At 60.7% G+C, this 25248-nt stretch carries 23 protein-coding genes and 1 pseudogene; 13 read left to right on the top strand and 11 right to left on the bottom strand.

The window, feature by feature from the left end; all coding sequences use genetic code 11:
* Positions 1-3 precede the first annotated feature (3 nt).
* The 5 genes and pseudogenes from RGV33_RS08505 (at position 4) to RGV33_RS08485 (ending at position 4750) form a co-directional block, all read left to right on the top strand.
* Positions 4-1536 carry an inactive transglutaminase family protein gene (locus RGV33_RS08505; RefSeq protein WP_322143886.1) on the top strand — a complete coding sequence of 511 codons (1533 nt, stop codon included), beginning with the start codon at positions 4-6 and terminating at the stop codon, positions 1534-1536.
* Complete coding sequence (locus RGV33_RS08500; RefSeq protein ID WP_322143885.1) at positions 1536-2522, top strand: alpha-L-glutamate ligase-like protein; 987 nt, start codon at positions 1536-1538, stop codon at positions 2520-2522. The genes RGV33_RS08505 and RGV33_RS08500 overlap by 1 nt, the downstream gene beginning before the upstream one ends.
* Before the next feature lie 5 nt (positions 2523-2527).
* On the top strand, positions 2528-3868 hold the full coding sequence (gene pabB, locus RGV33_RS08495) for an aminodeoxychorismate synthase component I (protein ID WP_322143884.1): 1341 nt from the start codon (positions 2528-2530) through the stop codon (positions 3866-3868).
* 228 nt (positions 3869-4096) lie between these two features.
* Positions 4097-4397, top strand: a pseudogene (locus RGV33_RS08490) (type II toxin-antitoxin system HigB family toxin).
* On the top strand, positions 4397-4750 hold the full coding sequence (locus RGV33_RS08485; RefSeq protein WP_322143883.1) for a transcriptional regulator: 354 nt from the start codon (positions 4397-4399) through the stop codon (positions 4748-4750). Before RGV33_RS08490 ends, RGV33_RS08485 begins: the two are co-directional and overlap by 1 nt.
* Positions 4751-4866: 116 nt before the next feature.
* Here the strand turns inward: RGV33_RS08485 and thrH are convergent, their stop codons facing one another.
* Positions 4867-5484, bottom strand: coding sequence for a bifunctional phosphoserine phosphatase/homoserine phosphotransferase ThrH (gene thrH / locus RGV33_RS08480; RefSeq protein ID WP_010176441.1), 618 nt, complete (start codon positions 5482-5484; stop codon positions 4867-4869).
* A gap of 150 nt (positions 5485-5634) precedes the next feature.
* Between thrH and RGV33_RS08475 the strand changes: the two genes are divergently transcribed.
* From RGV33_RS08475 to RGV33_RS08465, 3 genes are all read left to right on the top strand, one after another.
* A complete protein-coding gene (locus RGV33_RS08475; protein ID WP_322143882.1) occupies positions 5635-6369 on the top strand; it encodes a phosphoadenylyl-sulfate reductase in 735 nt (244 codons plus the stop codon).
* Positions 6370-6721: 352 nt separating this feature from the next.
* The gene (locus RGV33_RS08470; RefSeq protein ID WP_322143881.1) at positions 6722-8251 is read left to right on the top strand and encodes an NCS1 family nucleobase:cation symporter-1; all 1530 of its coding nucleotides are present in this window, start codon (positions 6722-6724) and stop codon (positions 8249-8251) included.
* Positions 8252-8264: 13 nt separating this feature from the next.
* Entirely contained in the window at positions 8265-8987 is a 723-nt protein-coding gene (locus tag RGV33_RS08465; protein WP_322143880.1) for an aspartate/glutamate racemase family protein, read from the top strand.
* Positions 8988-9122: 135 nt separating this feature from the next.
* Here the strand turns inward: RGV33_RS08465 and RGV33_RS08460 are convergent, their stop codons facing one another.
* On the bottom strand, positions 9123-10046 hold the full coding sequence (locus RGV33_RS08460) for a LysR family transcriptional regulator (protein ID WP_322143879.1): 924 nt from the start codon (positions 10044-10046) through the stop codon (positions 9123-9125).
* 114 nt (positions 10047-10160) lie between these two features.
* Here RGV33_RS08460 and RGV33_RS08455 point away from each other — a divergent pair, with 114 nt between their 5' ends.
* Both RGV33_RS08455 and RGV33_RS08450 read left to right on the top strand, forming a co-directional pair.
* The gene (locus tag RGV33_RS08455) at positions 10161-10907 is read left to right on the top strand and encodes a 3-oxoacyl-ACP reductase family protein (protein WP_322143878.1); all 747 of its coding nucleotides are present in this window, start codon (positions 10161-10163) and stop codon (positions 10905-10907) included.
* Between the two features lie 120 nt (positions 10908-11027).
* The gene (locus RGV33_RS08450; RefSeq protein ID WP_322143877.1) at positions 11028-14498 is read left to right on the top strand and encodes a NahK/ErcS family hybrid sensor histidine kinase/response regulator; all 3471 of its coding nucleotides are present in this window, start codon (positions 11028-11030) and stop codon (positions 14496-14498) included.
* Between the two features lie 102 nt (positions 14499-14600).
* Here RGV33_RS08450 and rmuC read toward each other — a convergent pair whose 3' ends face one another.
* Positions 14601-15965: a DNA recombination protein RmuC gene (rmuC, locus tag RGV33_RS08445; protein WP_322148638.1), complete on the bottom strand. Its 1365-nt coding sequence runs from the start codon at positions 15963-15965 to the stop codon at positions 14601-14603.
* A 175-nt stretch (positions 15966-16140) separates the two neighbouring features.
* Positions 16141-16464 carry a sel1 repeat family protein gene (locus RGV33_RS08440; RefSeq protein ID WP_322143876.1) on the bottom strand — a complete coding sequence of 108 codons (324 nt, stop codon included), beginning with the start codon at positions 16462-16464 and terminating at the stop codon, positions 16141-16143.
* 845 nt (positions 16465-17309) lie between these two features.
* Here RGV33_RS08440 and RGV33_RS08435 point away from each other — a divergent pair.
* The 3 genes from RGV33_RS08435 (at position 17310) to RGV33_RS08425 (ending at position 19704) form a co-directional block, all read left to right on the top strand.
* Complete coding sequence (locus RGV33_RS08435) at positions 17310-17534, top strand: hypothetical protein (protein WP_322143875.1); 225 nt, start codon at positions 17310-17312, stop codon at positions 17532-17534.
* 266 nt (positions 17535-17800) lie between these two features.
* On the top strand, positions 17801-18283 hold the full coding sequence (locus RGV33_RS08430) for a hypothetical protein (RefSeq protein WP_322143874.1): 483 nt from the start codon (positions 17801-17803) through the stop codon (positions 18281-18283).
* Between the two features lie 146 nt (positions 18284-18429).
* Positions 18430-19704: an OmpP1/FadL family transporter gene (locus tag RGV33_RS08425; RefSeq protein WP_322143873.1), complete on the top strand. Its 1275-nt coding sequence runs from the start codon at positions 18430-18432 to the stop codon at positions 19702-19704.
* 88 nt (positions 19705-19792) lie between these two features.
* Here the strand turns inward: RGV33_RS08425 and RGV33_RS08420 are convergent, their stop codons facing one another.
* The 7 genes from RGV33_RS08420 to cobU form a co-directional block, all read right to left on the bottom strand.
* On the bottom strand, positions 19793-20344 hold the full coding sequence (locus RGV33_RS08420) for a glutathione peroxidase (protein WP_322143872.1): 552 nt from the start codon (positions 20342-20344) through the stop codon (positions 19793-19795).
* A gap of 150 nt (positions 20345-20494) precedes the next feature.
* The gene (locus RGV33_RS08415) at positions 20495-21694 is read right to left on the bottom strand and encodes an MFS transporter (RefSeq protein WP_322148637.1); all 1200 of its coding nucleotides are present in this window, start codon (positions 21692-21694) and stop codon (positions 20495-20497) included.
* A 62-nt stretch (positions 21695-21756) separates the two neighbouring features.
* Positions 21757-22161, bottom strand: coding sequence for a MarR family winged helix-turn-helix transcriptional regulator (locus tag RGV33_RS08410; protein WP_322143871.1), 405 nt, complete (start codon positions 22159-22161; stop codon positions 21757-21759).
* A gap of 42 nt (positions 22162-22203) precedes the next feature.
* Positions 22204-22932 (bottom strand): adenosylcobinamide-GDP ribazoletransferase, encoded by a 729-nt coding sequence (locus RGV33_RS08405; protein WP_322143870.1) that lies wholly within the window; start codon positions 22930-22932, stop codon positions 22204-22206.
* Between the two features lie 2 nt (positions 22933-22934).
* Entirely contained in the window at positions 22935-23510 is a 576-nt protein-coding gene (gene cobC / locus RGV33_RS08400) for an alpha-ribazole phosphatase family protein (protein ID WP_322143869.1), read from the bottom strand.
* Positions 23507-24562, bottom strand: coding sequence for a nicotinate-nucleotide--dimethylbenzimidazole phosphoribosyltransferase (cobT, locus tag RGV33_RS08395; protein WP_322143868.1), 1056 nt, complete (start codon positions 24560-24562; stop codon positions 23507-23509). Before cobT ends, cobC begins: the two co-directional genes overlap by 4 nt.
* Positions 24559-25080: a bifunctional adenosylcobinamide kinase/adenosylcobinamide-phosphate guanylyltransferase gene (cobU, locus tag RGV33_RS08390; protein WP_322143867.1), complete on the bottom strand. Its 522-nt coding sequence runs from the start codon at positions 25078-25080 to the stop codon at positions 24559-24561. The genes cobT and cobU overlap by 4 nt, the downstream gene beginning before the upstream one ends.
* Between the last annotated feature and the right edge of the window lie 168 nt (positions 25081-25248).

Here is a 25248-nt window from a genome sequence, read left to right as displayed (position 1 = left end):
TGAATGCGCTCTCTTAATTTGCACCTGAAAATCCTGATCGCCGTGTTGGTGGTGCTGGGTATTTCGGTCACCGCCTATCAGATTTTCGTGCTGGGGATCCCCGTCACCGAGGACGCCACTGACGACCTGTGGAACATCGACGCCAAGGTCGAGTTCGTCGCCAGCGCCAAGGACCCGGTGAAAATCCAGATGTTCGTGCCGCCCCTGAGCCGCGACTTCGTGAGCCTGAATGAAAGCTTTATTTCCAATAACTACGGCGTGAGCGTCAACCGCCTCGATGGCAACCGCAAGGTCACCTGGTCGGCACGCCGGGCCAAGGGCAACCAGACCCTCTACTACCGCCTGGTGCTGACCAAGCGTTACAGCGGTGAAAAGGTCAAGGTCAAGGGCCCGACCTTCCGCGACAGCATCGCCGTCGACGGCCCGGAAAAAATCGCCGCCGAAGCCCTGCTGGCACCGATTCGCCAGCACTCGGCCGACGTCGAGACGTTTATCAGCGAAGCCATCAAGCGCACCAACAACCTCAATGACGATAACGTGAAGCTGCTGCTGGCGGGCGACCCGTCCACGCCGCACAAGGCCAAGATCGTCGAGTTGCTGCTGTCCATCGCCCACGTGCCGGTGGAAAAGGTCCATACCATCCGCCTGGTGGCCGACCAGCCGCAAACCCCGGAACTCTGGCTGCGCAGCTTCAACGGCAATGACTGGCTGTACTTCAACCCGGACACCGGCGAACAAGGCCTGCCGAGCGACCGCCTGCTGTGGTGGACCGGCGATGAAAACCTGATCACCGTCGAGGGTGGCAAAAAGGCCATGGTGACCTTCAGCCTCAACAACAGCGAAATGAACGCGATTCGCCTGGCCAAGCTGACCGACGAAAACACTGACGCCAACTTCCTCGAATACTCGCTGTATGGCCTGCCGCTGCAAACCCAGCAGACCTTCATGATCATGGTGATGATCCCGATTGGCGTGCTGGTGATCCTGATCCTGCGCAACCTGATCGGCCTGCAAACCCTCGGCACCTTTACGCCGGTGCTGATTGCCCTGGCGTTCCGGGAAACGCAACTGGGCTTCGGGATTGTGCTGTTCACCATTATTACCGCGCTGGGGTTATCGCTGCGGTCCTACCTGGAACACTTGAAGCTGCAGATGCTGCCGAGGCTGTCGGTGGTGCTGACCTTCGTGGTGGTGCTGATCGCGGCCATCAGCCTGTTCAGCCACAAGCTGGGCCTGGAGCGCGGGTTGTCGGTGGCGCTGTTCCCGATGGTGATTCTGACCATGACCATCGAACGCCTGTCGATCACCTGGGAAGAACGCGGTGGCGGCCATGCGATGAAAGTCGCGATCGGCACGCTGTTCGCCGCCTCCCTGGCCCACATCATCATGAGCGTGCCGGAGCTGATCTACTTCGTGTTCACCTTCCCGGCGATCCTTTTGATCCTGGTGGGCTTCATGCTGGCCATGGGTCGCTATCGCGGCTACCGCCTCACCGAACTGGTACGTTTCAAGGCCTTCCTCAAGGCTGACTCGTAATGTTCGGCTTCTGGAAGACCTGGAAGGCCCTCGAAGCGCGGGGGATCATGGGCATCAACCGGCGTAACGCCGACTACGTGCTCAAGTACAACAAGCGCAGCCTGTACCCGATCGTGGATGACAAGATCATCACCAAGGAACGGGCGATGGCGGCCGGCATCCATGTGCCGCAAATGTACGGGGTTATTTCCACCGAGAAAGAAATCGACAAGCTCGACGACATCATCGGTGGGCGCAGCGACTTTGTGATCAAGCCGGCCCAGGGCGCCGGCGGTGACGGGATCCTGGTGATCGCCGACCGTTTCGAAGGCCGCTATCGCACCGTCTCCGGCAAGATCATCAGCCATGAAGAGATCGAGCATCAGATTTCCAGCATCCTCACCGGCCTGTATTCCCTGGGCGGCCACCGTGACCGGGCGCTGATCGAATACCGCGTGGTGCCCGACCAGATCTTCAAGAGCATCAGCTACGAAGGCGTGCCGGACATCCGCATCATTGTGCTGATGGGCTACCCGGTAATGGCCATGCTCCGCCTGCCCACCCGGCAGTCCGGCGGCAAGGCCAACCTGCACCAGGGCGCGATTGGCGTGGGTGTCGACCTGGCCACCGGCCTGACCTTGCGCGGCACCTGGCTGAACAACATCATCACCAAGCACCCCGACACCACCAACGCGGTAGACGGCGTGCAACTGCCCAACTGGGACGGCTTCATGAAGCTCGCCGCCGGTTGCTATGAACTGTGCGGCCTGGGTTATATCGGCGTGGACATGGTGCTGGACCAGGAAAAGGGTCCATTGATCCTGGAGCTTAACGCTCGCCCGGGGCTGAATATCCAGATCGCCAACGACTGCGGCCTGACCTTGCGCACCCATGCGGTGGAGGCGCGGCTCGAAGAGCTGAAGGCGGCCGGCGTAACGGAAACTCCCGAGGAGCGCGTGAAGTTTGTGCAGGAAATGTTTGGGCATATTCCTGCGGTCGAGGGCTGAATCCTGTGAGCTGCTCCGTACATCCGCTGCCCTACCGGGCCAACCCTGCCAAGTATTTCGCGGCGATTCGCCATGCACCCGGCGCCGTGCTGCTGGACAGTGGCCGGCCAACGGCCGAACGCGGCCGTTATGACCTGTTGAGCGCCTGGCCCGAGGCGACCCTGGCGGTATGGCCTGACGAAAGCGGCAGCGATTTCCTGCAACGCTTGCGGGAAAACCTGAGGTTGTTGGGTGAGGCCACGATTCCCGCGCCCTACGAACTGCCCTTTGCCGGCGGCCTGATCGGCTACCTGAGCTACGATTTCGGTCGCCATCTTGAGCACCTGCCGCACGTGGCCGTGGACGACCTGCACCTGCCGGACGCGCGCTTTGGCCTGTACGCCTGGGCCTTGATCAGCGATCACCAGGCGCAGACCAGCCAATTGGTGTTCCACCCCAAGCTGGTGGAAAGCGAACGGCAACGTCTGATCACTTTGTTCAGCCAGCCGGCCATCAGCCCGCTGGCAACCTTCAAGCTGCACGGCGCGATGGCCCCGGACATTACAGCGCAAACCTACGAACACGCCCTCGCCCGCATCCAGGCCTACATCCAGGCTGGCGACTGCTACCAGGTCAACTTTGCCCAACGCTTTCGCGCCCAGTGCGGTGGCGATCCGTGGGTGGCGTACTGCGCCCTGCGCGAAGCGTGCCCGACGCCGTTTTCCGGGTTCCAGAGCCTGCCGGATAATGGTGCGGTGTTGAGTTTGTCGCCGGAGCGCTTCGTCAAAATCAGCCAGGGCCAGGTGGAAACCCGCCCGATCAAGGGCACTCGGCCACGCGGTGCAACGCCTGCGGAAGATGCGGCCAACGCCGCCGAACTGCTGGCCAGCCCGAAGGATCGTGCCGAGAACCTGATGATCGTCGACCTGCTGCGCAACGACCTGGGCCGCACCTGCCGCACCGGCTCGGTGAAAGTGCCGGAGTTGTTCAGCCTGGAAAGCTATCCGAATGTGCATCACCTGGTGAGCAGCGTCACCGGCGAATTAGCCGACGATAAAGACGCCCTCGACCTGATCGCCGGCAGTTTCCCCGGCGGCTCGATCACCGGCGCGCCGAAGATTCGCGCGATGCAGATCATCGATGAGCTGGAGCCGACCCGGCGCGGGTTGTATTGCGGTTCGCTGCTGTACCTGGACGTGCGCGGCGAGATGGACAGCTCCATCGCGATCCGCAGCCTGCTGGTCAAGGATGGTCAGGTGTGCTGCTGGGGCGGCGGCGGGATCGTCGCAGACTCGCAATGGCAGGCGGAGTATCAGGAGTCGATGACCAAGGTGCGGGTGTTGTTACAAACCTTGGAAAACCTGTAGCACGCAGCCCCTCCCTGGCTCTGCGACGTGGAGCCAAGCAGCAGAAAAGACCTGAATCAGTGCCGAAGTAGACGGGGTTGAAGCCGGAGGATAGCGTCCGGTTTCAACCGTCCACCAGCCGTCTGTGAAGGATCACATGAAACGCCTGCCTACTTGTCAGGAAAGATTTCCGAGATTGCATCCGCCCTCAACCGCACCTATCATCTCCCAAATTGGGAGGTGGCAGCGATGCGGATAATCGCTCTGTCTACCCTACGAATATTCTGGGAAAACCACCCTGGTTGCATGGATGCCAACGCCGCTGGTCGAGCTGTATCGCCATATGGAAAAAGCTGTCTACCCGACACCACAAGCCCTCCAAGCAGAGCTAAGGACAGCGAGCATTCTCAAAGGGGGCAGGGTTGTGTTCAACATAGGCGGCAACAAGTATCGAGTGATCATGGCGATCAATTATCAGCGACAGCTTGCGTTCATACGCTTCGTGGGGACCCACGCGCAATACGATCAGATCAACGCGGAGACCGTGTGATGAACATCAAACCCATTCATTCCCAGGAAGACCTGACCGCTGCGCTCGCCCGTGTCGAGCAGCTGTGGGAAGCGCAAATCGGCTCGCCTGAGGGTAACGAGCTGGAAATTCTCGCAATACTGATCGAAAAGTACGAAGCGGCGCATCCAATGCCGCCTTCGGACCCGGTAGAAGCGATTAAATTTCGAATGGAGCAGTTAGGCCTGACCGCCCGCGACCTGGAGCCTTTCATAGGGCCGAGCGGACGGGTTTCTGAAGTGCTGAACCATAAGCGCAAACTGAGCTTGTCGATGATCAAACGCCTGCATGAAGGATTGCGCATTCCGTATGAGAGTTTGCTCGCAGGGGTCTAGGCTGTGCAGTGGCCACACCGGCCCCCTCGCGGGCAAGCCCGGCTCCCACATGGGAGCGCGGTCAACCTGTGGGAGCTGGCTTGCCTGCGATGAGGCCATCAGCCACGCCAAGTAACTTACAGGCTCAACTGTCGATTCGACGCCTTGATGAACTCTTTCTTCAAATCCTCAAAGGTATGCACCGCCGGGAACTGCGGGAACTCGCGAATCACGTTCTCCGGCGCATGGAACAGGATCCCGCGGTCGGCCTCGCCCAGCATGGTGGTGTCGTTGTAGGAATCGCCCGCAGCAATCACCCGGTAGTACAACGTCTTGAAGGCCAACACCGACTGACGCTTCGGGTCTTTCTGACGCAGTTGATAGCTCACCACCCGGTCGTTCTCGTCGGTGATCAACCGGTGGCACAACAGCGTCGGGAAGCCCAGTTGACGCATCAGCGGCTGGGAGAACTCATAGAACGTGTCCGACAGGATCACCACCTGGAAGCGCTCGCGCAGCCAGTTGACGAACTCGATGGCACCGTCCAGGGGCTTGAGGGTGGCGATCACTTCCTGAATGTCCGAGAGCTTCAGCCCGTGCTCATCCAGAATGCGCAGGCGCTGTTTCATCAGCACGTCGTAGTCGGGAATGTCCCGGGTGGTGGCCCGCAAGGATTCAATACCGGTTTTTTCGGCGAAGGCGATCCAGATTTCCGGGACCAGCACCCCTTCCAGGTCGAGACAGGCAATTTCCACAAGACACTCCATTTAACGTTATTGAGTTGAGCGAGCAAAAGGACTGCCGAACTCTAGCGATTCACGCTGGCCGCCGCAACGCAGGCGGGATTTTGTTACCATCGCCGCCTATAGAGCGTTCAGCGCCATTGACCTGTAGGAACCGTCCTGATGAACCAAGCCTTCGACGTCACCGAACTCGCCGCGACTTACGCCAACAAATCCGCCCAGGATATTCTCAAGCTGGCGTTCAGCCAGTTTGGTGACGACCTGTGGATCTCTTTCAGCGGTGCCGAGGACGTGGTGCTGGTAGACATGGCCTGGAAGCTGAACAAGAACGTCAAGGTGTTCAGCCTCGACACCGGCCGCCTGCATCCGCAGACCTACCGGTTTATCGAGCAGGTGCGTGAGTTCTACAAGATCGACATCGAGCTGATCTCGCCGGACCAGAGCAAGCTGGAACCCTTCGTCAAGGAAAAGGGTTTGTTCAGCTTCTATAAAGACGGCCATGGCGAATGCTGTGGCATACGTAAGATCGAGCCGCTGCGCCGCAAGCTTTCCGGCGTGAGCGCCTGGGCCACCGGCCAGCGTCGCGACCAGAGCCCTGGCACCCGCAGCCAGGTGGCCGCACTCGAAATCGACACCGCCTTCTCCACGCCGGAACGCACCCTGTACAAGTTCAACCCGCTGGCACAGATGACCAGCGAGGAAGTCTGGGGTTACATCCGCATGCTGGAGCTGCCGTACAACAGCCTGCACGAACGCGGTTTTATCAGCATCGGCTGTGAGCCATGCACCCGCCCGGTGCTGCCAAACCAGCACGAGCGCGAAGGCCGCTGGTGGTGGGAAGAAGCCACCCAAAAAGAATGTGGGCTGCACGCTGGCAACATCATCAGCAAGGCGTAAGGTCTGAGCCAAAATCCTGTACACAGAAATGTCACCATCGGTGCCATTTTTGTGTGCACTTAAAAGATCATGCACCGAAAAGTTACATCCTCCCTCGCAGCGCCGCTTCTCAAATCCTCTTCTGTTCCTGTCGAACAAAATAAATAGCTGTTCGAACGGTCAATTTATATCGCTTTAAATTCAGTCATTTATTTCAAACCACTCTAAAAACCAAATCACCAGCCACTATTCCTGGCGAAAATCTGGCACGCATGTGGCTTAAGGAAAAATACACTTTGTATACAATTAATAAAAAAGATACATACACTTTGACCTCAGCCGCTCTCTTGCTGATGTCCAGGAGCCTGCCGGAATGCGTACAAGTCTCTCCAATAACATCGCACTGGATCTGCCCTCCTCCACCCTGAACCCCGAGGCCACGAGCCCCGGCCCGCTGGTACTCAGCCCGCGCCTGCACAACAAGGATCTGGCGCCCACCAAGGCCGAAGGCCGGCGCTGGGGCCGCTATAGCATCTTTGCCTTGTGGACCAACGATGTGCACAACATCGCCAACTATTCTTTCGCCATCGGCTTGTATGCGCTGGGCCTTGGCGGCTGGCAGATTCTGCTGTCCCTGGGGATCGGCGCGGCATTGGTGTACTTCTTCATGAACCTGTCCGGCTATATGGGGCAGAAGACCGGCGTGCCATTTCCGGTGATCAGCCGCATCAGTTTCGGCATCCATGGCGCGCAGATTCCGGCGCTGATTCGCGCGGTAATTGCGATCGCCTGGTTCGGGATTCAGACCTACCTCGCCTCGGTAGTTTTCCGCGTGCTATTGACCGCGGTTCATCCGGGTTTTGCCGACTACGACCACAACTCGATCCTCGGCTTGTCGACCCTCGGCTGGGCCTGCTTTGTGGCGATCTGGTTCGTGCAACTCGCGATCCTCGCTTATGGCATGGAGATGGTGCGCCGTTATGAAGCCTTCGCCGGGCCGGTGATTTTGCTGACCGTCGCATCGCTGGCCGGATGGATGTATTTCCAGGCGGACGGCCACATTGCCTGGGCCATTCGCGAACCACTGAGCGGTGGCGAGATGTGGCGCAATATCTTCGCCGGCGGCGCGCTGTGGCTGGCTATATACGGCACGCTGATCCTGAATTTCTGCGACTTCGCCCGCTCCTCGCCCTGCCGCAAGACCATCAAGGTCGGCAACTTCTGGGGCCTGCCGGTGAATATCCTGGTATTTGCCAGCATCACCGTGCTGCTCTGCGGCGGGCAGTTCCACCTCAATGGCCGGGTGATCGAAAGCCCCACGGAAATCATCGCGGCAATTCCCAACACGTTCTTTCTGGTGCTGGGCTGCCTGGCGTTCCTGATTGTGACCGTGGCGGTGAACATCATGGCCAACTTCGTCGCGCCGGCCTTTGTGTTGAGCAACCTGGCGCCCAAGTACCTGAACTTTCGCCGCGCCGGGCTGATCAGCGCCACGGTAGCGGTGCTGATCCTGCCGTGGAATCTCTATAACAGCCCACTGGTGATCGTGTATTTCCTCTCGGGGCTGGGGGCTCTGTTGGGGCCGTTGTACGGGGTGATCATGGTCGACTACTGGTTGATCCGCAAAAGCCAGGTGGACGTGCCGCAGCTGTATAGCGAAGACCCGAATGGTGCTTATTACTACAGCCGCGGGGTCAATCTGCGCGCCGTGGCGGCCTTCATTCCTGCGGCGGTGATCGCCATTCTCCTGGCCCTGCTACCCGGTTTCGCACACGTATCACCTTTCTCCTGGCTGATTGGCGCCGGTATTGCAGGGCTGCTGTACCTGCTATTGGCCAAGCGCCAGCCGTATTACGCCGATGTGAGCGGCGAAAGCATTGCAGTCGATAACGTCAGTCATTAAGTAAGGACATTCCATGCGCATCCTTGTGGTCAACGTCAACACCACCGAGTCCATCACCGAGGCGATCGCCAAACAGGCACGGGCGGTGGCGTCCCCAGGCACCGAGATCGTCGGGCTGACTCCGTTTTTTGGTGCCGAATCGGTGGAAGGCAACTTTGAAAGCTACCTGGCAGCCATCGCGGTGATGGACCGGGTGATGGCCTACGACCAACCGTTCGACGCGGTGATCCAGGCCGGTTACGGCGAGCATGGCCGCGAAGGTTTGCAGGAGTTGCTCAACGTGCCGGTGGTGGACATCACCGAAGCGGCAGCCAGCACCGCGATGTTCCTCGGGCACGCCTACTCCGTGGTGACGACCCTGGACCGCACCGTGCCGCTGATTGAAGACCGGCTGAAACTGGCCGGTTTGTATCAGCGTTGCGCGTCGGTGCGCGCCAGCGGCATGGCGGTGCTGGAACTGGAAGAAGACCCGCTGCGCGCCATGGAGGCCATCGTGCGCCAGGCCGAGTTGGCGATCAGCGAAGACAAGGCCGAAGTGATCTGCCTGGGCTGCGGCGGCATGGCCGGGCTGGACGAGCAAATTCGCTACCGCACGGGCGTGCCGGTGGTGGACGGGGTGACGGCGGCGGTGGCGATTGCCGAAGGGTTGGTGCGGTTGGGGCTGTCGACGTCGAAGATTCGCACGTATGCAACGCCGAGGCCGAAGAAAGTCATCGGTTGGCCGGGGCGCCGTTAAGACCGAGTCGTGGCCATCGCGGGCAAGCCCGGCTCCCACAGTGACTGAGTGTGCCGCGACTTTTGTGTCTGGCGCAGATCAAATGTGGGAGCCGGGCTTGCCCGCGATGGCCACGCCTCGGTGTAACGCCATCACTCAAATGGCACTGAACCGCTGGCCCAGTTCGCGCTCCACAAACTGCTCAAGGATGAAATCCACAAACGCCCGGGTCTTGCCGGGCAGCAGTTTGTGTTCGGCGTAGTACAGCGAGATGTTGCCGTCGTCGACGTACCAGTCGGGCAGCACCCTCACCAGTTGGCCGCTGTCCAGATACGGCACGGCCATCGGCATGCTGACCAGCGCAATCCCCAGGCCTTGGGCACTGGCACAGCAGGCGGCGCCCGAGTCGCTCATGGTCATGCGCGGTTTGAGCACCAGCGGGCGCTGGTCGCGGCTACGGTGGGTGAGTTGCCAGGAACGCACCCGCCCGGTTTGCGGTGAGCGGATCAGGATGCCGTTGCACAGCGACAAGTCCTCAGGCGCGAACACCGGCTTACGTTTGGCGAGGTAGTCCGGTGAGGCCAACAGGATCCGGTGCGCCGGTGCAAGCTTGCGTGCGACCACGCCCTGAGGCAGCTCAAAACCACCGCCGATCGCGGCATCGAAGCCTTGGCCGATCAGGTCCACCTGGCGATTATCGAAATGCCAGTCGGGATTGATGTCGGGAAAACGCCTTAGAAACTCCCCAAGCAACGGCACCACATAACGGTTGCCGAACACGGTGCCCATGCTCACTTTCAGCGTGCCCACCGGCCGCCCTTCGGCACTGGCCAGGTTCGCCACGGCGTTTTGAATGGTGGTGAGGCTGGCGCTGACTTCTTCCAGGAATAGCTTGCCGGCTTCAGTCAGGGCCAGGCGTCGGGTGCTACGCTGGAACAGCCGCACCCCGAGGCGCGCTTCCAGCTTGGCCACGCTTTTACCCACGGCCGCCGGGGTCAGGCTCAGGTGCCGGGCCGCTTCGGCAAAGCTGCCGCCTTCGGCGCTGCGCACGAAGCATTCGATACTGCCAAAGCTTTCCATATCGCCCCATTCTAAACTTTTGGTTTACACAGACTATAGCAATCACGGTCTACCGGGGGCGCCGAGGGAGGTCGATACTCGATTCCAACCTCAACACACCTTTTGGAGAACGACATGACCACACAAAACCTCAGCGGCAAAGTCGCCTTGATCCAGGGCGGCTCCCGCGGTATCGGCGCCGCCATCGTCAAGCGCCTGGCCGCCCAAGGCGCAGCCGTCGCCTTTACCTACGTCAGCTCGACCGCCAAGGCCGAAGAATTGCAGAGCAGCGTGATCAGCGAAGGCGGCAAAGCCCTGGCGATTCTTGCCGACAGCGCCGATGCAGACGCCATCCGCAGCGCCGTCAACGCCACTGTCAAAGCGTTCGGACGCCTGGATATCCTGGTAAACAACGCAGGCGTACTTGCCGTTGGCCCGCTGGAAGATTTCAAGCTGGAAGATTTCGACCGCACCCTCTCGATCAACGTGCGCAGCGTGTTTGTCGCCACTCAGGAAGCCGCACGACACATGGGCGAAGGTGGCCGCATCATCAACATCGGCAGCACCAACGCCGAACGCATGCCATTTGCCGGTGGCGGCCCGTACGCCATGAGCAAATCGGCGCTGGTAGGCCTGACCAAAGGCCTGGCACGCGACCTGGGGCCACGGGGCATCACCATCAACAATGTGCAGCCAGGCCCGGTGGACACCGACATGAACCCGGCAAACGGTGATTTCGCCGAAAGCCTGATCGGCTTCATGGCCGTGGGCCGTTATGGCCATGTGGAAGAGATCGCCAGTTTCGTCGCCTACCTGGTGGGCCCGGAAGCCGGCTATATCACCGGCGCCAGCCTGACCATCGACGGTGGTTTCAGCGCGTAAGCGAACCCTGCGACATCACACCACGCTCCGACCTTGGTCGACACTGACTAACGCCAAGCATCATGCGAGACTGTTCGCCCGGGCCGGGAATGCCCGGGCGTTCTTATGTCTGGAGTTCTCATGACGCTGTCCAGCGGGCTGATCGCCGCCGTTGCCCTGGCCTATATGGCCATTATGTTTGCCATCGCCTTTTACGGTGACCGCCGCCATGCGCCGTTGCCACCGCGGATGCGTGCCTGGGTGTATAGCCTGTCGCTGGCGGTGTACTGCACCAGTTGGACATTCTTTGGTGCCGTAGGCCAGGCGGCCGAACAGTTGTGGGCGTTTTTACCGATCTACCTGGGCCCGGTACTGCTGTTGGTGCTGGCGCCGTGGGTGCTGCAAAAGATGGTGCTGATCAGCAAGCAGGAAAACATCACGTCCATTGCCGACTTTATTGCCGCCCGGTATGGCAAATCCCAATCCCTGGCGGTGGTAGTGGCGCTGATCTGCCTGGTGGGCGTGCTGCCTTATATAGCCTTGCAGCTAAAGGGCATCGTGCTGGGGGTGAACCTGCTGATCGGCGCCAGTGCCGATACCACCGGCACCCGCTCCCAGGACACAGCGCTGATCGTGTCGCTGGTACTGGCGTTGTTCACCATCGTGTTTGGTACGCGCAACCTGGACGCTACGGAACACCACCGGGGCATGGTGCTGGCGATCGCCTTTGAATCGCTGGTCAAGCTGTTCGCATTTCTCGCCGTCGGTGCGTTTGTGACCTACGGCCTGTACGACGGTTTCGACGATTTATTCAGCCAGGCAATGCTCGCACCACGGCTGGAGGAATACTGGAAAGAAACCGTCAACTGGCCTTCGATGGTGGTGCAGACCGGCGTGGCGATGATGGCGATCATCTGCCTGCCCCGCCAGTTTCACGTGACCGTAGTGGAGAACATCGACCCGCAGGACCTGCGCCTGGCCAAGTGGGTATTCCCGGCGTACCTGATCCTCGCGGCGCTGTTTGTGATCCCGATTGCCCTCGGCGGCAAGATGCTGCTGCCGGGCTCGGTGTTGCCCGACTCCTACGTGATCAGCCTGCCATTGGCCGAGGCACATCCGGCCCTCGCGGTGCTGGCGTTTATCGGCGGCGCCTCGGCGGCCACGGGCATGGTGATCGTCGCGAGCATCGCGCTGTCGACCATGGTTTCCAACGACATGCTGCTGCCCTGGCTGCTGCGCCGCTCCAGCGCCGAACGGCCATTCGAGGTGTTCCGTCACTGGATGTTGTCGGTGCGCCGGGTAAGCATTGTCATCATTTTGCTGCTGGCTTACGTCAGTTATCGGCTGCTGGGCTCCTCGGCAAGCCTGGCGACCATTGGCCAGATTGCCTTCGCCGCCGTGACTCAACTGGCACCGGCGATGCTCGGCGCGCTGTATTGGAAACAGGCCAACCGGCGCGGGGTATTTGCCGGGTTGGCGGCGGGCACGTTCTTGTGGTTCTACACCTTGGTCTTACCGGTCACGGCGAAAAGTCTCGGCTGGTCGTTCAGCCTTTTCCCAGGCATGACGTGGCTGCATTCGCACCCATTGGGCTTGTCCGTGACTTCGCTGACACTGGGCACGGTGTTTTCCCTGGCGGGTAACTTCACGTTGTTTGTCTGGGTCTCGATGCTCTCGCGCACGCGGGTGTCGGAGCATTGGCAGGCCGGGCGTTTTATCGGCCAGGAAACCAACCCGCGAGCCAGCGGCCGCTCGATGCTCTCGGTGCAGATCAATGATTTGCTCAGTCTGGCCGCACGGTTCGTCGGTGAAGAACGGGCCCACCAGAGTTTTGTGCGCTTCGCCTATCGCCAGGGCAAGGGCTTTAATCCCAACCAGAACGCCGACAACGATTGGATCGCCCACACCGAACGCCTGCTGGCGGGCGTGCTCGGTGCTTCTTCGACCCGGGCGGTGGTGAAAGCCGCCATTGAAGGCCGGGAAATGCAGTTGGAGGACGTAGTACGCATCGCCGACGAAGCGTCGGAAGTATTGCAGTTCAACCGGGCATTGCTGCAAGGCGCCATCGAAAACATCACCCAGGGCATCAGCGTGGTGGACCAGTCCTTGCGGCTGGTGGCGTGGAACCGGCGGTACCTGGAGCTGTTCAATTACCCCGAAGGCTTGATCAGCGTGGGCCGGCCGATTGCCGACATTATTCGCTACAACGCCGAGCGCGGGCTGTGCGGCCCCGGCGAGGCCGAGGTGCACGTGGCGCGTCGCCTGCACTGGATGCGCCAGGGCCGCGCGCATACGTCCGAGCGGCTGTTTCCCAATGGCCGGGTGATCGAGTTGATCGGCAACCCGATGCCGGGCGGCGGTTTTGTCATGAGTTTTACCGACATTACCGCGTTCCGCGAAGCCGAGCAGGCGCTGACCGAGGCTAACGAAGGCCTGGAGCAGCGGGTCACGGAGCGCACTCATGAACTGTCGCAACTCAACGTCGCGCTGACCGATGCCAAAGGCGTTGCCGAGACGGCCAGCCAGTCGAAAACCCGCTTTCTCGCGGCCGTCAGCCACGACTTGATGCAACCGCTGAATGCCGCGCGGCTGTTCTCCGCCGCCCTCTCCCACCAGAACGACGGCATGTCGCCAGATGCCCGGCAACTGGTGCAGCATCTGGACAGTTCGCTGCGTTCAGCCGAAGACCTGATCAGCGACCTGCTGGATATTTCGCGCCTGGAAAACGGCAAGATCAATCCGCAGCGCCAGCCCTTTGTGCTCAACGAGCTGTTTGATACGTTGGGCGCGGAGTTCAAGGCGCTGGCCCAGGAACAGGGCTTGCGCTTCCGGCTGCGGGGCAGCCGTTTGCGGGTCGACAGCGACATCAAGTTGCTGCGGCGGGTGTTGCAGAATTTCCTGACCAACGCGTTCCGGTACGCCGATGGGCCGGTGCTATTGGGTGTGCGGCGGCGTCGCGGCGAGTTGTGCCTGGAAGTGTGGGACCGTGGTCCCGGGATTCCGCTGGACAAGCAAAAAGTCATCTTCGAGGAATTCAAACGCCTGGACAGTCACCAGACACGTGCCGAGAAAGGCCTGGGCCTGGGCCTGGCGATTGCCGATGGCCTGTGCCGCGTGCTCGGGCACCGCTTGAGCGTGCGCTCATGGCCGGGCAAGGGCAGCGTATTCAGCGTACGCGTGCCGTTGGCGCGCAGCCAGGTCAACGCCCCCGCCAAGCCGCTACTGGAAAGCGGCCAGCCGTTGAGCGGCGCGCAGGTGCTGTGTGTGGATAACGAAGAAAGCATCCTGATCGGCATGCGCAGTTTGCTGACGCGCTGGGGCTGTGAAGTCTGGACCGCTCGCGACCAGGCGCAATGTGCCGCGCTGCTGGCAGACGGCGTGCGGCCGCAACTGGCCCTGGTGGATTACCACCTCGACCACGGCGAAACCGGCACCGAACTGATGGGCTGGCTGCGGGCGCAATTGGCAGAGCCGATTCCGGGCGTGGTGATCAGTGCCGACGGGCGGCCGGAGATGGTGGCCCAGGTGCATGCGGCGGGGTTGGATTACCTGGCCAAGCCGGTGAAGCCGGCGGCGTTGCGGGCGTTGTTGAGCCGACACCTGCCGCTTTAGCCCATGTGGGAGCTGGCTTGCCTGCGATGGCATCGCCTCGGTGTATCTGGAGGACCGAGGTGTGTGCATCGCAGGCAAGCCAGCTCCCACAGAGACCGGTGACTATTCTGGCAACTGCGCCACACCGTCTTCATCGGTCATCGCCCGCTCCAGCAAGTCGGGCGGCAGGCTTTTACTGGCACGAGCGCCGAGCAGCTTCAGTTGCTCGGTACGGCTGACCAGGTTGCCGCGTCCATCTGTCAGCTTGTTGCGCGCCGCGCTGTAGGCTTTGTCCAGTTGCTGCAAGCGGTTGCCTACTTCGTCCAGGTCCTGGATAAACAGCACGAACTTGTCGTACAGCCAACCGGCACGCTCGGCGATTTCCCGGGCGTTCTGGCTTTGCCGCTCCTGCTTCCACAGGCTGTCGATCACCCGCAAGGTGGCCAGCAGGGTGGTCGGGCTGACGATCACGATATTGCGGTCGAAGGCTTCCTGGAACAGGTTCGGCTCGGCTTGCAGCGCCGCCGAAAACGCAGCTTCGATGGGCACGAACAGCAATACAAAATCCAGGCTGTGCAGGCCTTCCAGACGTTTATAGTCCTTGCCGGCCAGGCCTTTGACGTGGTTACGCAAGGACAGCACGTGCGCCTTCAAGGCCGCCTGGCCGATCGCCTGGTCGTCTTCGGCGACGTACTGCTGATAGGCGGTCAGGCTGACCTTGGAGTCCACCACCACCTGCTTGTCACCCGGCAGCATGATCAACACGTCGGGCTGGAAGCGTTCACCGTCCGGGCCTTTGAGGTTGACCTGGGTCTGGTACTCGCGCCCCTTCTCCAGACCGGCGTGTTCGAGCACCCGCTCCAGAATCAATTCGCCCCAGTTGCCCTGGGTTTTCTGGCCCTTGAGTGCGCGGGTCAGGTTGGTGGCCTCATCGGACAGGCGCAGGTTCAGCTGTTGCAGGCGCTCCAGTTCCTTGGCCAGGGAAAACCGCTCGCGGGCTTCGCTCTGATAGCTTTCCTCGACGCGCTTTTCGAACGACTGAATGCGCTCCTTGAGCGGGTCGAGTAATTGGCCGAGCCGTTGCTGGCTGGTTTCGGCGAAGCGCTGTTCACGCTCGTCGAAGATTTTCCCGGCCAGTTCTGCGAACTGCGCGCGCAGCTCGTCGCGCGAGCCCTGCAGGTCGCTGAGGCGTTGCTGATGGCTTTCCTGTTGCTCGCGCAGTTCGGCGCGCAGCGACGCAGACATGGCATCCAGGCGGCGCAGTTCGGTTTCCTTGGCGCTGCGGTCGAGGTTCCAGGCGTGGGCGGCGTCGCGGGCGTTGTCGCGGTCGATCTGCAGCAGTTCGACTTCGCGGCGCACAGCAGCCAGGTCGGCCTGCTTGGCGGCGTTGGCCTGGCTGAGGTCGCTGATTTCGTCGCGGCTCGCGTCCAGTTGCGCCGCAAGCCCTTCCTGGGCCAGTTGCGCGGTGGCCAGGCGCTCTTCGAGCAATTCCCAACCGGTGGTTCGCGCGGTCAGTTTGCGCTGGATCTGCCAGCACAGGCCCAACAGCGGCAACCCAGCACCGGCGAGACCCAGCGCAACACTGGTCCAGTCAAAAGCCATAGCGATTCCTGCCGTCACCCGAAAAGAAGGAGGTTAACCAAGCCTGCGCATTGAGGACAGCTCAGTCTTCGATCTGGCCCAGTTCACGTTGGGCGACACGGTCGCCGGCGCGGGCAGCCTGGCGCAGCAGGTCGTGGCCGATGCGGCGGTCCCGGGCGTTACCGCACTCACGGCACATCAACTGGCCAAGGCGGCTTTGTGCCACTACCACGCCAGCGCGAGCCGGCTGCTTGAGCAAATGCCCGGCAAAATGCTTGACGTTGGGGCTGTGGCCCAGGCGCGGGCTGTCGAGCAACCACAAGGCAACTTTCAGGGAAAAACGCTTGGGTGCGGTAACAACCTGAGGGCTGTCGGTAACAGAAGGTGATACTGAGCGAAACTTCATAAAGCACTGTGGGACAGAACGGAAGGCGCGCCACTCTACTCTTTTTTCGTACAGGTAAAGCTGAAAAAACCCGGCACGCCCGTTCTAGAGCAAGCGCTTGGGACAATCCACAGAAGCTGTGGATAACTCAGTGGACAACCGTTCTGTAACTCGCGCAAAGGCCCATGGAACGGGGGCCGGAGTCAAACTGACGATTTTTTCACCAATAAAAAAAAGCTCGATTTTTCATTGACTTAAATTTTAGTTACAGGCACCCGGGAGCGCTGTCGGGCTTATGTCAGGACGGTTACACAGGGCGCAACCAATGTGCACAACTGCCAGGCGCGCGGTTATATCGACAGCGCGTTTTGGCAGATCGGCGCCTCGGCAATGTTACCGCCGGGCCGTCGCTTTAAAAGTTTTTTGCCTAGCACACTTTCTTTCCACGTTTCAATCCGTTACTATCCGCGGCGTTAGTACCAAGCTGAAAGTCAATTCTGGTCGAACAACTCCCTCACGGCACTGCCGACAAAAAGGGATCGACCACCTCGATGGTTTCCAGGTATCACTTGCGACGACACTGCCTTTGAACAATGCAAAGGGTGTCGCGAAGTTTCCATACTCTGACCGAACCAACCTGCAAATTGATCAGGATCTTCACCCCGGGCCCAGAACCTTTGCCCCTGTTGTGTTGCCTGCCCTCCTAAGTACCTACCTGCCAGCCCAAGCGCGCCAACTTATTAGCGCTTCAAACTGGCTGCTTTGTTCCAGTCGGGTTCTTCGTTTGATCAATGGTGATCAACGTCACTGGAACGTTTTAACGTTGCACGGTTCTTAACCGTGTCATTTGTAGGAACACCAATAATATGTCCACTCAAATCCACACTCAGGATGCCATTCGCACCCTCACCAACGCTTTTGCACCAATGAACTGCCTGATCATGGCCGCTCGCAAAGGCTGCTTCAGCTTTACCCTGATCAACGAACACGGCATCGCTCGTCACAGCGAACGCCTGTACCCCGATCAGTACTCCAGCGCAGAACCGCTGCAGGCCGTGATTGATCGTACTCGCCAGGCACTGGTTGCCTGATCGACCCGGATCGCTGAAACACAAAAACCTCGGTTAAAACCCGGGGTTTTTTATTGCCTGAAATTCGGGTGCGCTAAGTTTAATTTGATATAAACGATATAACTAAATGATAAAAATATTTTAAAAACAGTCCTTTACGTCGTAAATATGACACTACACTTCAACTCAAGCGGCATGATCCGCTTCCGGCGAGCCTGAGATCCGATTCATTGCTGCCAAGCTGCCCTCTCAGGTGTCGCCGACCCATTTCATGGACTGAGGCTTTTATGGGCATCGCTGCCAGCGAATTGTGTCGTTATGTGATCCGGCCCACGCTGCTATACCTGGGCCGCCATAACCCGACTGCCGAATCCTTGCTGCTGGGCATCGCCGCCAGCCAGTCGGCACTCGGTTCAGCCTTGCACGACCGCCGCGGCCATGGCCTGTACAGCATTACCGAACCGCGTCACCGCGCCTTGTGGGATGACTACCTGGCGCTCGACCCTGAGCGCGCCAGCCTGGTTCGCGGCCTCGCCAGCCAGCATGCCTTCCTCAGCGGGCCGCAGTTGGAGTTGACGGTCAACCTGCGTTACGCCACCGCCATCGCCTGGCTGCTGGTGGAACAACACCGCCCTGCCCTGCCACCCGCCGACGATGTGTTGGCAATGGCGCGTATCTGGAAAGAAATATTTCACCCTCAGGGCCGCCTCCGGGATTTCACCCAGGCATGGCAAACCTGTGTTTCACCCATGAATCACGTCGCCTGTTGACCGGGCGATTTGCAAGATTCGGCTAAAAACGTTGATTTTGGTCGGATTGTCCTACAAAACCGCTCTATCTCCTATGTTTCAGCCTATAGCGCAAACATAAATTTATTGTTACTTTCCGCAGCGGTGATCACCACGGAGTTCTAATAATGAAAAAAGTAATGCTCAAGACGACACTTAGCCTCGCCGTTGCAATGGCCTCCACCCAACTGTTCGCGAGCGGCTTTGCCCTCAACGAACAGAGCATCAGTGGGATGGGTACCGGTTTTGCGGGGCGCTCTTCATCTGCCGATGATGCAAGTACTGTTGCTGGCAACCCTGCCGGCATGTCGCGCCTCAAGCGCGATCAAATCACGGGCGGCGTTGCCGCTATCGATGCCAAGACCGACATCAAAAATACCAGCGGTGGCCCACCCGGCAGCACCAATGACGGAGACATGGTTCCATTTACCAAAGTCCCGATGTTGTTTGCCGTGAAAAAAGCGACCGATGACCTGGCGTTCGGCCTGGGCGTGTATGCGCCGTTCGGCCTGATTACCAACTACGAAGACAGCTTCGGCGGCCGCTACTACGGCAAGAAGAGTGACGTAAAAGTCGTCACTATCCAGCCGACTGTCAGCTACGCGTTCAACGAATACGTGTCTGTAGGTATTGGCCCGACGTTCAACAAGATCAGCGGCAACCTCACCTCGTCCACCCCTTTGGCGGCCACCTTCGGGCGTAATGACGGCCTGGTGGACATCAAGGGTGATGACACCGCATGGGGCTACAAGATCGGCATCCTGGTGACGCCAACCGCAAGCACCAACATCGGCCTGACCTACACCTCCAAGGTGTCCTATAACCTCACGGGCCACACTGACATTTCCGGCCGTGGCTTCGGCCCGTTCAACGGCGCACGTTTTGATGCATCGCTGGATATCACCACGCCAGAATCCTACGACCTGTCGGTCACCCACAAGCTAGATGACCAGTGGACTCTGTACGCGGGGACTACCTGGACCCGTTGGAGCCGCCTGAAAGAAATCACCGTGAACAACCAGGGTGTTTCGCCTGCGCTCGGTGGTGCAGCGGGCCCGATCGGTACCATCAACGAACCACAGGACTGGCACGACACTTGGGCTTCGGCCATTGGCGCTTCGTTCCAGGTCAACAAACAGTGGGTTCTGCGTACCGGCTTCTCGGTTGACCAGTCGCCAACCAACAACACTGACCGTTCGGTGCGTATCCCGACTGGCGACCGTAAGGCCGTCAGCTTTGGTGCCGGCTTCGCTGCCACCGACGACATCACCATCGACGCAGCTATTTCTTACCTCTGGGAAGAAGAAGTCAACGTCAACCGTACCGGCAAAGGCAACGCCTACAACGCCGAGTACAAAAACAGCGCTTGGGGTTATGGGCTCGGTGCAACCTACAAGTTCTGATTCACTGCGGGCCTGACCGGCTCGCCAGCTGAAACTAAAAAAGCCCCGCTCTCCTGCAAAGGAGGCGGGGCTTTTCAGTGGGCGGCGATCAGGATTTTGACGCCAGCGCCTGCTCCACGGCCTTGATCAGATCCGGATTGTCCGGCTTGGTCAGGCTGGAGAAATTGGCGATCACCTTGCCCTGGCGGTCTACCACGTATTTGTAGAAGTTCCACTTCGGCGCACTGCTCTGCTGCGCCAGGACCTTGAACAGATGCACGGCGTCCGGGCCCTTGACCTTCTGTGGCTCGGTCATGGTGAAGGTCACGCCGTAATTGACGTAGCACACCTTGGCGGTTTCCTCGCCGGTCTTGGCTTCCTGCTTGAAGTCATCGGACGGCACGCCAATCACTTCCAGGCCCTGGCCCTTGTAGCGCTGGTACAAGGCTTCAAGCCCTTTGAACTGGGGCGCGAACCCGCAGAAGCTGGCGGTATTGACGATCAGCAGCGGCTTGCCGGCAAAGCGCTGGCACAGGTCGATGGACTCTTTGGCGCGCAGCTTGGGCAGTTGGCCCTCAAGCAACGGCGGGCAATCGGCAGCCATGGCGACACCGCCAAAAGCCAGCATCAGGGCGGGTACTGCAAGCCAGCGCATCTGCATGTCATGTGTCCTTGAGAAGTCTCAGACACAGAACTTAACAGATCGCCATGCCCAACTGCATCAATGCCAGGCCACCTTGTTGCCAGCCCCACCACGCCAGGAGCAGCAAGATTGCAGCCCCTGCGGCGCCGAGCCAATGCCAGGTCGAATTCATGCCACCCCCATTTGCGCCTGCAAACGTGCCACCGGGCGCTCGCGCACCGGCCAGTTCAAGGCCGCTGCCACCAGGCTCAGGACGATTGCCACCTGCCAGATCAAGTCATAGTTACCGGTTCGATCATAGACCACCCCGCCCAGCCAGCCGCCAAGGAACGAACCCAGTTGATGGAACAGGAACACAATCCCACCAAGCATGGAAAGGTTTCTGACACCAAACAAGGTGGCCACCGTGCCATTGGTCAATGGCACGGTCGACAGCCATAAAAAGCCCATCGCCATGCCGAACAGGTAGGCACTGGTTTGCGTCACCGGCGCCCACAGGAAAATCACGATCACCACTGCTCGCAACAGGTACAAACCGGTCAACAAGCGCGGCTTGGACATGCGCCCGCCGAGCCATCCGGCGGTATACGTGCCAAAGATATTGAACAGGCCGATCAATGCCAGCACCGTAGTGCCCACTGACGCTGGCAAGTGCTGGTCGACCAGGTACGACGGTAAGTGCACGCCAATAAACACGACCTGGAAACCGCAGACAAAAAAGCCGAATGCCAGCAGCCAGAAGCCGGAGTGAGAACAGGCTTCCCTCAGCGCTTCACGCAAGGTCTGTTGGCCGACCATTGCCGGCAACGGCCGATCCTTGAGCATGGCGACCAGGGGCAAAATCAGCGCCACCATCAAGCCCAACGCCAACAGTGCAGCCGACCAGCCCAGCCAACTGATCAGGCCCAGGGTACCCGGAACCATGGCGAACTGGCCGAAAGAGCCGGCGGCGCTGGCGACACCCATGGCCATGCTGCGCTTTTCCGGCGGCACGGCGCGCCCAACCACCCCGAGAATCACCGAGAACGAGGTGCCGGACAAGCCAATCCCGATCAACAAGCCCGCACTCAGCGACAACGACCACGCGGAGTCGGACATGCCCATCAACACCAAGCCGGCGGCGTACAGCACCCCACCGACCAGTACCGCTTTAGTCGCACCGAAACGGTCTGCCAGAGCCCCGGTAAATGGCTGCGCCAGGCCCCAGATCAGGTTTTGCAGGGCAATGGCAAAGGCAAAGGTTTCACGGCCCCAGCCGAACTCGGCACTCATGGGCGCCAGGAACAGGCCAAAACCATGCCGCACGCCCAGGGACAACGCGAGGATCAGCGCACTCCCCACAAGGATCCAACCGCTGGTGCGCCACATCGAGGTCATTTCTTATTCTCCGGTCGCGGGTATATACCCGCTTGTCATCGAACAAACTCGCCTCAAGCGAGTTCATCCAGCAAGGCCAACAGGGTTTCGCGCTTTTCGGCGCCCAACTTATCAATCAATTTCTGCTGCGCCGCTTCCCAGGCCGGCAATGCCGCCACGAGCCGTTCGTTGCCCGCCTCGGTCAGCAACACCAGGCGGTTGCGCAAGTCATCACCCTCGACCAGTTGCACCAGGCCTTCGCCCTCCAGCACCCGCAGGTTGCGCCCCAGCGTGCTGCGGTCCAGGCCCATGGCGTCGGCCAGGCTGGAAATGCTCGGTTGATCGAGGCGCTGCAGATTACACAGCAAAGAATACTGGGCAACGTTGATCCCGAAGCCGTCGAGAGCGCCGTCGTAATGCCTGCTGACGCCACGAGCGGCGCGACGCAGGTTTGTGCATAAACATTGGGAATCGAGCATGGAGCGTGTATATACCCGGGATTAGTGAAATGCAAGAAACTGTTACAGCGCCAGGCCGATGAGCACCGCAACTTCCAAAAGCTCCAGCAGCGCGCCGGCGGTGTCGCCGGTGGTGCCACCGAGGCGATTGACCATCAATTGGCGCAACCCGATAAAGCACAGGGCCGCCAGCAACACGGCGATGCCGCCGCTGAAACCACCAATCAAGATACACGCCAGACCACTGAGGATCAGCACCTGTTGGCCGACGATCCGTGGTAGATGATCCGCCAACGCCTGCCCCAACCCGCCGGCGCGTACATACCGCGTAGTGAGAAACAGTGCCAGCATCGAAGCGCGGCCGATCAACGGGGCCAGGATCAGCGCGGCGCCGTTGTGCTGTTCGATCAACGCCACCAGCGCAGTGAACTTGAGCAGCAACACCAGGCCGAGGGTGACCACCGCGATCGGCCCGCTGCGCGGGTCTTTCATGATGGTCAGGGTGCGCTCGCGGTCGCCGAAGCCACCCAGCCAAGCGTCGGCGCTGTCGGCCAGGCCGTCCAGGTGCAGGCCGCCACTGAGCAACACCCATGCAGTCAACAGCAACGCGGCATGCAGCAGCAACGGTGCGCCCATCAACACGGCGTTCAAAACCCACAGCAACAGCCCGAACAGCAGCCCCACCACGGGATAAAACAGCAACGACCGTCCCAGCTCCTGCGGCTGCGGCATGCCGGGCAAGCGAATCGGCAGGCTGCTGAGAAACTGCAAGGCGATCCAGAACGCCAGCATGCTCAGATTCCTTCCTTGAATACGCCATCAGCCTCGACCTGCAGGCTGAACAGGCCACCATGGCCGACTTCCACATTCAACAGTTGCTCACGAGGCCAACCGCGCGCCTGGGCGAGCAGCAGGCGCATGACGCCGCCATGGCTGATCAACAGCACTCGCTGGCCGTCATAAGCTTGATGCAAACGGGTGACAGCGCCCAGTACGCGTGCGGCGAACTGCGAAACCGGCTCGCCCTGAGGTGGTGTGAAACTGTACGGGTCAGCCCAGAACAGCCCCAACGCGTCGGCATCGGTTTCCATCAAGGCTGCGGCGCTCTGCCCTTCCCATGCGCCGAAGTGCAGCTCCTGTAGATCTTTTTCCAGGGTGACCCGCAGGTTAAGGCGCGCACCCAACTCATCGGCAAACCGCGCGCAACGCTGCAGCGGCGAGCTGACCAGACGGTCCCACGGGCCCTGCTCTACCACCGCCGCGCGCATCTGCTCCCAGCCCCTGGCGGTGAGCGCATCGTCCAGGCTGCCGCGCAAGCCGCCGTCCAGTTCGGTCTCGCCGTGGCGCAACAGGTCCAGGTGCAAGGTCATGCCGGACGGTCCGCCACGGCTGCTTCGGCGAAGGTCGCCATTTGCCCGTGCAGTGCGCAGGCCAGCCGCAACAGAGGCACGGCCAGTGCTGCGCCGCTGCCTTCACCCAAGCGCAGGCCGAGCTCCAACAGTGGTTCGGCGTTGAGGCTTTGCAGCACATGACGATGGCCGGGCTCGGCACCGCGGTGGCCGAACAGCAGCCATTCGCGGCAAGCGGGATTAAGGCGAGTGGCGACCAGCGCCGCGACGGTGCAAATAAAGCCGTCGACCAGTACTACCACGCCCTCTTGGGCGCAGGCCAGGTAGGCGCCGACCAGCGCGGCAATTTCGAAGCCGCCGAGGTTGAACAGGGTTTTCAGTGCGTCGTTACGGTCGCCGGCGTGCAGTGCCAGGGCGCGTTCGATGACGGCGACTTTGTGGCTGACGCCCTGGGCGTCCAGGCCGGTGCCGGGGCCGGTCAGGTCGCTGACCTGGCAGTCCAGCAACCCGCAAGCCAGGGCGCTGGCGGCGGTGGTGTTGCCGATGCCCATTTCGCCGCCGATAAACAGCTGCGCGCCGCTTGCGATGGCGCGATGCACGCTGTCGCGGCCGGCTTGCAAGGCCAGTTGGCCTTGGGCTTCGGTCATTGCCGGGCCTTTGACGAAGTTGGCGGTGCCGGGGCCGATGTTGAGGTGACGTACGCCGGGCAGGCTCAGTGTGGGAGTGATGGTGCCGAGGTCGACCACTTCCAGTTTCGCGTCGAGTTGGCGGGCGAGCACGCTGATGGCGGCGCCGCCTGTGACGAAGTTGTGGAGCATCTGGCCGGTGACTTCCTGGGGGAAGGCGGAGACCCCTTCGGCGACGACGCCGTGGTCGCCGGCGAAGATGGCGATCCACAGGTGGTCGACGCTGGGTTTGACCTGGCCCTGGAGGCCGGCCAATTGCACGGCCACAGCTTCCAATTGGCCGAGGGAGCCGGCGGGTTTGGTCAGTTGCTGTTGACGGGCCAGGGCGTGTTCGTGGGCCTGGGTGTCGATTGCTTTGCAGGGGTTGAGCCACCAGGTGTTGGTCATAACGCAGTACCTTTTAAAGTCAGGGGCAGGCCGGCGACGGTCAGGACGACGCGCTGACAACGTTCGGCCAAGGCTTGATGCAGCCAACCGGCTTCATCGACATAGCGGCGAGTCAATTCGCCCAGCGGGACGACACCCAGTCCGGTCTCGTTGCTGACAAAAATGATTTCTCCTGGCAGAGAGGCCAGGGTTTGTAGCAGGGCTTCGCGCTCTTCCTTTAGACGGTCGGGGGTTTCGAGCATGAGGAGGTTGGTGAGCCACAGCGTGAGGCAGTCGACCAGCAGGCAGCGGTCGGCGGCGGCGTTTTCGCGCAGGGTGCGGGCGAGTTCCAGGGGTTCTTCGATCAGGGCCCATTCGGCTGGGCGGCGTTGGCGGTGGATGGCCACGCGTTCGTTCATTTCGCCGTCCAGGGGTTGGCTGGTGGCTATGTAGGTGACGTTTAGGCCGCTGTCGGTGGCGAGTTTTTCAGCCAGGCGGCTTTTGCCGGAGCGGGCGCCGCCGAGGATCAACTGGAGCATGGGGGTTTTCTCTGCTTTTGACGGTGTGTATATCCGTTGTTTTCGTAACGGCTTCAATTGGTTCCGCTCTTACAGCGGGTCACTTTTGAAAAGCGCAAAAGTAACCAAAACGCTCTGCCCCGCCTGTCGGCACCTCGCCTAGGCTCGGTGTGCCCGAACGAAGGCATT

The organism is Pseudomonas sp. Bout1, assembly GCF_034314165.1.
In the GTDB taxonomy this organism is placed as follows: domain Bacteria; phylum Pseudomonadota; class Gammaproteobacteria; order Pseudomonadales; family Pseudomonadaceae; genus Aquipseudomonas.
This window is presented reverse-complemented; position numbering and strand designations above follow the sequence as displayed.

Bases quoted from the DNA above. Each gene is read 5' to 3' on its own strand.
- RGV33_RS08500 (WP_322143885.1), top strand. From the start codon at position 1,536: ATGTTCGGCTTCTGGAAGACCTGGAAGGCCCTCGAAGCGCGGGGGATC.
- RGV33_RS08405 (WP_322143870.1), bottom strand. From the start codon at position 22,932: ATGCTGGCGTTCTGGATCGCCTTGCAGTTTCTCAGCAGCCTGCCGATT.
- RGV33_RS08470 (WP_322143881.1), top strand. From the start codon at position 6,722: ATGCGTACAAGTCTCTCCAATAACATCGCACTGGATCTGCCCTCCTCC.
- RGV33_RS08425 (WP_322143873.1), top strand. From the start codon at position 18,430: ATGAAAAAAGTAATGCTCAAGACGACACTTAGCCTCGCCGTTGCAATG.
- RGV33_RS08435 (WP_322143875.1), top strand. From the start codon at position 17,310: ATGTCCACTCAAATCCACACTCAGGATGCCATTCGCACCCTCACCAAC.
- RGV33_RS08410 (WP_322143871.1), bottom strand. From the start codon at position 22,161: ATGCTCGATTCCCAATGTTTATGCACAAACCTGCGTCGCGCCGCTCGT.
- RGV33_RS08475 (WP_322143882.1), top strand. From the start codon at position 5,635: ATGAACCAAGCCTTCGACGTCACCGAACTCGCCGCGACTTACGCCAAC.
- RGV33_RS08430 (WP_322143874.1), top strand. From the start codon at position 17,801: ATGGGCATCGCTGCCAGCGAATTGTGTCGTTATGTGATCCGGCCCACG.
- RGV33_RS08455 (WP_322143878.1), top strand. From the start codon at position 10,161: ATGACCACACAAAACCTCAGCGGCAAAGTCGCCTTGATCCAGGGCGGC.
- RGV33_RS08440 (WP_322143876.1), bottom strand. From the start codon at position 16,464: ATGAAGTTTCGCTCAGTATCACCTTCTGTTACCGACAGCCCTCAGGTT.
- RGV33_RS08415 (WP_322148637.1), bottom strand. From the start codon at position 21,694: ATGTGGCGCACCAGCGGTTGGATCCTTGTGGGGAGTGCGCTGATCCTC.
- cobT (WP_322143868.1), bottom strand. From the start codon at position 24,562: ATGACCAACACCTGGTGGCTCAACCCCTGCAAAGCAATCGACACCCAG.
- cobC (WP_322143869.1), bottom strand. From the start codon at position 23,510: ATGACCTTGCACCTGGACCTGTTGCGCCACGGCGAGACCGAACTGGAC.
- RGV33_RS08485 (WP_322143883.1), top strand. From the start codon at position 4,397: ATGAACATCAAACCCATTCATTCCCAGGAAGACCTGACCGCTGCGCTC.
- cobU (WP_322143867.1), bottom strand. From the start codon at position 25,080: ATGCTCCAGTTGATCCTCGGCGGCGCCCGCTCCGGCAAAAGCCGCCTG.
- RGV33_RS08460 (WP_322143879.1), bottom strand. From the start codon at position 10,046: ATGGAAAGCTTTGGCAGTATCGAATGCTTCGTGCGCAGCGCCGAAGGC.
- RGV33_RS08420 (WP_322143872.1), bottom strand. From the start codon at position 20,344: ATGCAGATGCGCTGGCTTGCAGTACCCGCCCTGATGCTGGCTTTTGGC.
- RGV33_RS08450 (WP_322143877.1), top strand. From the start codon at position 11,028: ATGACGCTGTCCAGCGGGCTGATCGCCGCCGTTGCCCTGGCCTATATG.
- RGV33_RS08465 (WP_322143880.1), top strand. From the start codon at position 8,265: ATGCGCATCCTTGTGGTCAACGTCAACACCACCGAGTCCATCACCGAG.
- RGV33_RS08505 (WP_322143886.1), top strand. From the start codon at position 4: ATGCGCTCTCTTAATTTGCACCTGAAAATCCTGATCGCCGTGTTGGTG.